Annotated in this window: 2 protein-coding genes; one reads left to right on the top strand and one right to left on the bottom strand. The window is 52.6% G+C overall.

Annotated features, from left to right (window positions below; genetic code table 11):
• Positions 1 to 246 precede the first annotated feature (246 nt).
• Positions 247 to 1,473 carry a tyrosine-type recombinase/integrase gene (locus tag HMPREF3227_RS12790; protein ID WP_231732315.1) on the bottom strand — a complete coding sequence of 409 codons (1,227 nt, stop codon included), beginning with the start codon at positions 1,471 to 1,473 and terminating at the stop codon, positions 247 to 249.
• 56 nt (positions 1,474 to 1,529) lie between these two features.
• Here HMPREF3227_RS12790 and HMPREF3227_RS13210 point away from each other — a divergent pair, with 56 nt between their 5' ends.
• A complete protein-coding gene (locus tag HMPREF3227_RS13210) occupies positions 1,530 to 1,913 on the top strand; it encodes a hypothetical protein (protein WP_141681490.1) in 384 nt (127 codons plus the stop codon).
• The last annotated feature ends 409 nt before the right edge of the window (positions 1,914 to 2,322 follow it).

Consider the following 2,322-nt stretch of genomic DNA (forward strand, 5'->3'; position numbering starts at 1 on the left):
CGCCGGCCTAGACACTCATTTTGTCCCTTAACCCGCCCCTAGCCCCCCTAGCCCGAAAGTTCAGAAAACATCAAAAGTCCCTCTCCCGAAGGAGAGGGACTTAAGAACTTTGTAGCGGGGGCAGGATTCGAACCTACGACCTCTGGGTTATCGGATTACATTCGAGCCTAACAGGCATTATTCGATTCTGACCATGCTGTTTAGAGGCATTTTCGATCATTTAGAACCATTTAGAATCATCCAGAATCATCCCTCTAGTGCACCATCTAGTGCACCACCTTCAAGTGCCGACTGCATGGCCGAAACGTCGGTAAGGTCCGTGTAGTTTCGGGCGTTCATGGCCTCAGTGTGACCAAAGAATGCGCTGCGAATCTCGGCGGGAACTCCGCGAGCAATTGCTCGGTTGTTGAGTACCGTGCGCCAAGCGTGTGATCTCATAGAAGAAACAACCTCATCTTCCAGTTGAACGCCAATGTCCTTATAGAGCGCCGCACATGCCTTAACGGCGTTGTCCGTCCGCCAGTGCAAGTGCACATCCCCCGGCGCCGGGATAAGCGGATCACCGGGACCAATTGTTTCGATTCGCTCTCGCCAGAACTTTTCGCATCTTTTGTCCAGCATCGGCACGGTACGTCCCCTATGCGTCTTTGACCGTTCCGCCTGAACTGTTATTGCCAGTGAGTTCTGCGTGATAGTTACATCCTCACGGGTAAGCGCGAGCGCTTCACTAATACGCAATCCTGTACCGGCCTGGAGAATAGTTAGAGCGACCGTTAACTCATGCTTCCTAATAGATGTGTGCCGCCTATCCGTTCCCGGCGGTATAGGCCCTGCTGTGTCTCGCACCAAAAGATGATCAACAACAGCGTCATACTGAGCATCCGTAAGCGCATGCGATTGTTTAGGCTTGTTCCCCTTGCGAGTGTCCCCGAGATCTATTGATATGCCTCGCAGTGGGTTATGTTCGATAACCCCTTCACGGATGAGTTGGTCTAACACGTACTTGCTTAAGACCGTGCGCGCTTGTCGCGCGGACTCGGCACCATGGCCTGTCCCTATGTCCTGCAACGCCTTTTCAAGAGTCCTAAATCTCACGGCGTGGCCGATCGTGAGTCCATCAAGATGGCGGCGTAGCTGTGATAAGGCTAGTTCATAGCGCTTTCTCGTGTTCAATCTCAGGCGCGCGGCTTTAACCGCTGGTTCACTCACCTCATCCATAAAGGTCGTAAGGCGTTGCGCCTTCGTCCAGCTACTCGCTGACGTATTGAGGATAACATCAATCTTTTCTCGTGCCTTGGTCCGAAATTCACCTTTCGTCTTCGCGCGGATGTGAATGCGTTTGGAGCGCCCTTCCCAAGTCTTGACGGTGACAAACGCGTCAAACGGCCCTCGTGAGAGCGTGTCCAGGACTCGCTCAACAGTATCTTCGCCCGGCTGTAGTGGTGCGCGTGATGCTTGTTGCCTCTTTACCATACACAAGACTATAGCACCACTTTTGTAATGGTTCGAATGTTGGTAGCCTGGTAAACATGAACACACAACGCCCAGCCCCCTGGGACTCCCCCGAACTCGTACAGCTCCGGCTCGATGATGGCGCAACCCCTGAGGAAGAATATGAAGCTGAGCGCGCAGCGCTCGGACGCGACCTCAAGATCATCAATGCTCGCCTCGAGGAGTTAACTACTCAGATTAAGACCGCACATGGCGATAGAGCGCTTGCCTCGGCCAGGCGTGAACTGAAACTAGCGAAGAAGAAGCTCACAGATCGCCTACGCGTGATTCGATATGGACGACTGCCTGCGCCAGGCCTTATAGCTGAATTGGCGCCCACTGCCTATGCGGGCTTCCACTGGCCTTTACCCTCTAAGACCAATCTCCCCGTTGATAAATGGTTTCCACCCCTGATCAAATAGTTATAACGGTCGAAAATGGTTCACAGCCGTCGATTAGCAGTGTTCTACCACACCGCTCAAGAGAAAACCCCATTACACGCAACAGTGGAGGCACTAACATTGAAACCACGAAGCACACACGGCAGCCGAACGAGGACGCGAGGCAGCGATATACATATAGCGAAAAGAAGCAATTTACGAAACGCGAAAACATAGCTCGAACAGCGGACATGCATTGTGTTTCACTATTTCTCACCCGTTGACGGGCCTCTAATCGAAGTAAGACACCTTGCACTGTTTGTGTGTTATGCCACACATTGACCAGCCTCCACGTCAACCCCCATAGCGAGCACCTTTGCATGACCTGTGCCACCAAGAGCGCCTCGGAACCATAATACGGCTCTTCCGGTTTTAGAGTGCATTGATTAGT

It is taken from the genome of Corynebacterium sp. CMW7794, from assembly GCF_001563605.1.
GTDB classification, from domain to species: Bacteria; Actinomycetota; Actinomycetes; order Mycobacteriales; family Mycobacteriaceae; genus Corynebacterium; species Corynebacterium phoceense.

Bases quoted from the DNA above. Each gene is read 5' to 3' on its own strand.
- HMPREF3227_RS12790 (WP_231732315.1), bottom strand. From the start codon at position 1,473: ATGGTAAAGAGGCAACAAGCATCACGCGCACCACTACAGCCGGGCGAA.
- HMPREF3227_RS13210 (WP_141681490.1), top strand. From the start codon at position 1,530: ATGAACACACAACGCCCAGCCCCCTGGGACTCCCCCGAACTCGTACAG.